Source organism: Mesobacillus sp. (assembly GCF_047739415.1).
Lineage (GTDB): Bacteria > Bacillota > Bacilli > Bacillales > Cytobacillaceae > Mesobacillus.
Genome location: NZ_JBIQOE010000117.1, coordinates 1 through 5,327, shown reverse-complemented (window position 1 = coordinate 5,327; position 5,327 = coordinate 1). Strand labels below are relative to the sequence as shown.

6 protein-coding genes, 1 rRNA gene and 1 riboswitch are annotated in these 5,327 nt (G+C 42.8%); of the genes, 6 read left to right on the top strand and 1 reads right to left on the bottom strand.

Annotated features, from left to right (window positions below; all coding sequences use genetic code 11):
* Nucleotides 1-26: 26 nt before the first annotated feature.
* Nucleotides 27-142 (top strand): 5S ribosomal RNA (gene rrf, locus ACH0QE_RS09575).
* Nucleotides 143-329: 187 nt separating this feature from the next.
* On the top strand, nt 330-2,036 hold the full coding sequence (locus ACH0QE_RS09570; protein ID WP_415800472.1) for a methyl-accepting chemotaxis protein: 1,707 nt from the start codon (nt 330-332) through the stop codon (nt 2,034-2,036).
* Between the two features lie 63 nt (nt 2,037-2,099).
* On the opposite strand, the gene ACH0QE_RS09565 is transcribed toward ACH0QE_RS09570, so the two are convergent.
* Nucleotides 2,100-2,453 (bottom strand): cytoplasmic protein, encoded by a 354-nt coding sequence (locus ACH0QE_RS09565; protein ID WP_415800471.1) that lies wholly within the window; start codon nt 2,451-2,453, stop codon nt 2,100-2,102.
* Nucleotides 2,454-2,672: 219 nt separating this feature from the next.
* Between ACH0QE_RS09565 and ACH0QE_RS09560 the strand changes: the two genes are divergently transcribed.
* The 4 genes from ACH0QE_RS09560 to purK all read left to right on the top strand — a co-directional run.
* A complete protein-coding gene (locus ACH0QE_RS09560; RefSeq protein WP_415800470.1) occupies nt 2,673-3,215 on the top strand; it encodes a DUF2179 domain-containing protein in 543 nt (180 codons plus the stop codon).
* Nucleotides 3,212-3,418, top strand: a complete 207-nt coding sequence (locus ACH0QE_RS09555) for an NETI motif-containing protein (protein ID WP_415800469.1) — start codon at nt 3,212-3,214, stop codon at nt 3,416-3,418. Before ACH0QE_RS09560 ends, ACH0QE_RS09555 begins: the two co-directional genes overlap by 4 nt.
* Before the next feature lie 112 nt (nt 3,419-3,530).
* Nucleotides 3,531-3,632: riboswitch (purine riboswitch) on the top strand.
* A gap of 152 nt (nt 3,633-3,784) precedes the next feature.
* Nucleotides 3,785-4,249: a 5-(carboxyamino)imidazole ribonucleotide mutase gene (purE, locus tag ACH0QE_RS09550; protein WP_415800473.1), complete on the top strand. Its 465-nt coding sequence runs from the start codon at nt 3,785-3,787 to the stop codon at nt 4,247-4,249.
* Nucleotides 4,236-5,327 (top strand): 5-(carboxyamino)imidazole ribonucleotide synthase (gene purK, locus ACH0QE_RS09545; RefSeq protein ID WP_415800468.1); only part of this gene is annotated, 1,092 nt, incomplete at its 3' end. The genes purE and purK, both read left to right, overlap by 14 nt.

Here is a 5,327-nt window from a genome sequence, read left to right as displayed (position 1 = left end):
TAATAAATATTGTCCTTAAAAAATTGTCTGGTGGCGATGGCGAGAAGGTCACACCCGTTCCCATACCGAACACGGAAGTTAAGCTTCTCAGCGCCGATGGTAGTTGGGGGTTTCCCCCTGTGAGAGTAGGACGCCGCCGGGCACACGAAAGAACAGCTGTAATGGCTGTTCTTTTTTTATGCAAAAATTCCAGATATAAGTTTGTCTAAATTATGAATTACCCCTGTAAGTAATTCACAAGTACTAAACTCTTCCGATATAACAGTAGCATTTATTGTATTCATTTTTTGAAGCAATGAATAACAGTTTACATCAAGGGGGAGCATGTTTTGAGAAAAAAGAGGGCTGGTTTGCAGTTGAAATTAGGGACAAAGATCAATTTGATTGTGTTAAGTACTGTTCTTATTCTTTCTGTAATAATTGGAGTTGTTGTGACCAAAGAAGTTACAAAGGGAATCAAAGCTTTTGCTGTGGAGAAGGCTAAGGGAGACTTGGCTTTAGGTGAGCGGTATATTAATAACAAATTCCCTGGGGATTGGGAAGTAAGCAATGGTCAATTATTTAAGGGCGAGCAACTTTTCAATGAAAATTATGAGGTAGTAGATACTATTGGGGCCGATACAGGTGATACAGTAACCATTTTTCAAGGAGATACTCGTATAGCCACAAACGTCATGCTTGAAGGAAAGCGTGCTGTTGGTACGAAGGTATCTGAAGAGGTTGCGGATGTGGTTTTAAAGCAAGGGAAAGCATTTTATGGGGAAGCTGAGGTTGCTGGCAATTCTTATCAAACTGCGTATACACCTATAAAGGACCAGAATGGCAAGGCGATAGGAATCTTTTATGTTGGAGCGTCTGAAAAGACAATTGATAAAATCTTAACTTCTTTTATGACAAAATTTTTGATTCAAGTCATAATTGTCGTCATAGTAGCTTCTATAGGAATCTATTGGTTTACGCGTAATTTGAAAAGAAGACTTCATGCTATTTCTACTGCCCTGCTGAATGCGGGGGCTGGTGATTTTACGACAGATGTTAAAGACGACAGTGGCGATGAACTTGGCGATCTTGCAAACAGTTATAACAAGATGAAAGAAAGCTTAAGCACAATGGTAAAAGAGGTTCTTGAAACCTCAGAACAAGTAGCTGCTTCTTCAGAAGAGCTGAATGCCGGTGCTGAACAGACAGGTAAGGCTACTGAGCAGATTACAGAGGCAATTCAGCAGGTAGCAGGAGGGTCTGATGTTCAAACACAAGGTATTGAGGAAAGTGCGAGGGCATTAGAGGAGTTGGCAAAGGGTGTGGCCAATATTGCTGAAACTTCCTCATTTATAGCTGAATCAAGTATGGAAGCTGGTGATCATGCTAAAAGAGGCGGAGGATATGTTCAGGAGACCGCATCCCAGATGAATATGATCTATGCTTCTGTTAACGAAACAGGGGAATTCATTAGCTCGCTGAATGAGCGATCCAGGAAAATAGGCAACATTTCAAAAGTAATTATCGAGATTGCGGATCAAACCAATTTGCTAGCTTTGAACGCAGCGATTGAAGCAGCGAGAGCTGGAGAACATGGGAAGGGATTTGCAGTTGTTGCGGCAGAGGTCAGGAAGCTGGCTGAACAATCCCAAAATTCTTCTTCTCAGATATCAGAGTTAATCAGGCATATTCAAACGGATATGGAGCACTCAAATGATTCAATGGATAAATTAAAAAAAGAAGTGGCTAGTGGTTTGGGAATCGTAGAGGATACCCAAAGAAGCTTCCAGGAGATTCTTTTATCAGTGGAAAATATGAGTGAACAAATTGAAGAGATGGCAGCCACGGCTGAACAGATGTCGGCGAGCACTGAAGAAGTATCCGCAACAGTAAATGAAGTCTCGACTATATCAAAGGAATCTTCCTTGCATAGCCAAAATGTAGCGGCTTCTGCAGAGGAACAATTAGCTTCAATGGAGGAAATAACAGCTTCGGCCAATAATCTATCGACAATGGCCGAAACATTAAAAGATACGGTCAGCCGATTTAAAATATGAATGACAGCCATCAAGCCTTCCGGGTCACGGACTCAGGCTTGATGGTTTTTTATATGCCGTTTATTAATTAGACAATGCAGTGTCTATTGTCGAATATAACTTTTCATTCCTGGCTTCCACAAAGTATTGTTTTTGAACATACTCTTTCCCGCCATTTTCATCGTACCAATTTTTAATGCGCTGCAGATGTTCCTGATCACTTCTAACATGATTTTCTATTTCTATATAATCCTCATAGCTGTCATACTCCCAGATCGCGAATATTTCGGTTGTAGTCTCATTATGGGGCAGCATCCATCTCCCAAGCAGTCTGGATCCGTGCTTCAGCTGATTTGGCATGTTTATTTCAGTAAACAGCCTATTGAATGGTTCTACAAATTCATTTTTTACTATGTAGAATTTCCGCCGATAAAACATTACTACCAACTCCCTGTAATCTCTTATTTTAAAATGGTATACTTTTCCACGCGCATTCGTCAATCGCCATCATTTTTAAGTAAAGAAGTTTCAAATCATAAGGTTAAGGAAACCTTAAAATAAGAATATTTTCATTTGGAATTTTGCAAGTTGCTTTACAAGCGGTTTGTTTAATGCGAACATTAGGGATTATTAGAAGAGATGTCTGGAGGGTTTTGAATGCTGGAGAATAGCTTTGTCATGGTGGCCATCATCTTAATCATCAATATTGTGTATGTGTCTTTTTTTACAATCAGGATGATTTTGACGTTAAAGGGGCAGCGTTATTTGGCTGCTGGGCTCAGCACGATTGAGGTCGTTATTTATGTTGTTGGCCTTGGTCTGGTACTTGAGAATTTAAATGAGTTACAGAATCTGGTTGCCTATGCTGTCGGCTATGGAATAGGTGTCATTGTCGGGATGAAAATTGAAGAGAAGCTGGCACTTGGGTATATTACGATCAATGTGATTACGAAAGAGTATGATGTGGATCTGCCAAAGGCTTTGCGAGCACTCGGTTACGGTGTGACGGATTGGGCTGCCCATGGACTTGAGGGCGACCGGATGGCGATGCAGATTTTAACGCCGCGAAAATATGAATTGAAGCTGTATGAGAAGATTAAGGAATTGGATCCGAAGGCATTCATCATCGCGTATGAGCCGAAATCGATCCACGGCGGGTTCTGGGTAAAATCAGTACGGAAAGGAAAGCTGTTTTCATGAGTAAGGGTAAAAAGAAGCAAATGTATGAAGTCGGTGAACATGAATCAATCGATGAATGTCTTAATAGAATGAAGAAAGATGGCTTCGCTCCTGTCCGCAGGATGGAAAAGCCGATTTTTAAAGAAGTAGAAAAGAATGGCAGTGTTGAATATGAACCTGCTGGCAGGCAGATCATTTTTGAAGCGAAGTTAATTGAGAGCTGACTTGCGTTAGCTGTTTAAAGCCCTAAACACGAACAATATAAAATAGAAATTATCTAATGTTCGATTATTGATTGACAATAAGTCGAATTAGTTGTTAATATGTAAATGTCGAAAGTAAAATTTAGTTTTCCCTCGTATAATAATGGGGATATGGCCCATGAGTTTCTACCCGGTAACCGTAAATCGCCGGACTATGAGGGAAAGTAGTTTTTAAGTGAAGGGAAAAGAAATCGCGTTCACTTATGGATTTCTTTGCTTATGCACCCGGACAGACTACTTTCTCTTCTATCAAGAGGAAGAAGTCTATCCGGGTTTTTTGTTGTGATACTCCAAAAGGGGGTTAGAGAAGTGACGGTTGCAGTCATTATGGGGAGCAAATCTGATTGGGAAACGATGAAACATGCGTGCGACATTCTTGATCAGCTGGAAGTTTCTTTTATAAAAAAGGTGGTTTCAGCCCACCGTACGCCGGATTTAATGTTTGAATTTGCCGAGAAGGCCAGGGACGAAGGAATTAAAGTCATCATTGCTGGAGCTGGCGGCGCTGCACATCTGCCTGGGATGGTAGCGGCGAAGACAACTCTGCCGGTCATCGGAGTGCCAGTCCAATCAAAGGCGCTTAACGGCCTGGATTCATTGTTATCGATTGTCCAGATGCCTGGCGGAGTGCCGGTTGCGACAGTAGCAATCGGAAAAGCTGGAGCAACAAATGCGGGTTTGCTGGCAGCTCAGATTCTCGGGGCTTTTGACAATGACCTTGCTGAAAGATTGGAACGGTTAAGGGAAGAGACGAAGATGTCAGTGATGGAAAGCAGTGATGAGCTTGTCTAAAGTGATTTTACCAGGAGAGACGATTGGAATTATTGGCGGAGGACAGCTTGGCAAGATGATGGCGCTGTCGGCAAAAGCGATGGGATTCAGGGTGGTCGTACTTGACCCGACCGAGGATTGCCCATGCGGCCAGGTGGCTGACGAGCAGATTGTCGGCGGTTACGATGACCTTGAAAAAATAAAGCAGTTATCAGAACAGAGTGATGTGATCACTTATGAGTTTGAGAATATAGATGCAATTGCCCTTCAATGGTTGAATGAAAACGCCTATGTGCCTCAGGGTACGGAATTGCTGCGGGTCACTCAGGACAGGATAGAAGAGAAGCGCAACATTGAGACAGCGGGCGTTCGCGTAGCACCATACGCAGTTGTGACAAAGGTGGAGGATTTCAGGGCAGGTGTGGATGAATTAGGATTGCCTGCAGTCTTGAAAACTGCTCGCGGCGGCTATGACGGCAAAGGCCAGCTGGTTCTTAGGTCTGTTGATGATATCGATTTAGCTGAAAGATTAGTCAGCCAGGGTGCGTGTGTACTGGAAAAGTGGATTCCGTTTGAAAAGGAAATCTCGGTGATCATCACGCGGGGGACAAATGGTGAAACGAGTGTATTCCAGGTGGCTGAGAATGTTCATAAGGAAAACATTCTGCATCAGACAATTGTTCCGGCAAGAATCAGCATGAAGGCTGAAGCAAAGGCTATAGAAGCAGCGAAACAAATTGCGTCAGCGTTAGGGTTGGTTGGAACACTGGCAGTTGAGATGTTTTTGGCTGAAAATGATGAGCTTTACATAAATGAACTGGCACCGAGGCCGCATAACTCGGGTCATTACAGTATCGAGGCCTGTGAGACATCACAGTTCGAACAGCATATCAGGGCAGTTTGCGGCTGGCCATTGGGAAGCACGAACTTGCTGAAACCTGCCGTGATGGTAAATATCCTGGGAGAACACCAACAGCCTCTGTTGGATAGAATTCCCGAATTACAGGATTGGAAGATTCACTTATATGGCAAAAAAGAAGCGAAGTATAAGAGGAAGATGGGGCATGTGACCCTTTTACGAGACACAGTGGAAATCGCG

What these genes read in the sequence shown, in the direction of transcription:
- ACH0QE_RS09565 (WP_415800471.1), bottom strand. Translation starts at nt 2,453, where the DNA reads ATGTTTTATCGGCGGAAATTCTACATAGTAAAAAATGAATTTGTAGAA.
- ACH0QE_RS09560 (WP_415800470.1), top strand. Translation starts at nt 2,673, where the DNA reads ATGCTGGAGAATAGCTTTGTCATGGTGGCCATCATCTTAATCATCAAT.
- ACH0QE_RS09555 (WP_415800469.1), top strand. Translation starts at nt 3,212, where the DNA reads ATGAGTAAGGGTAAAAAGAAGCAAATGTATGAAGTCGGTGAACATGAA.
- purE (WP_415800473.1), top strand. Translation starts at nt 3,785, where the DNA reads ATGGGGAGCAAATCTGATTGGGAAACGATGAAACATGCGTGCGACATT.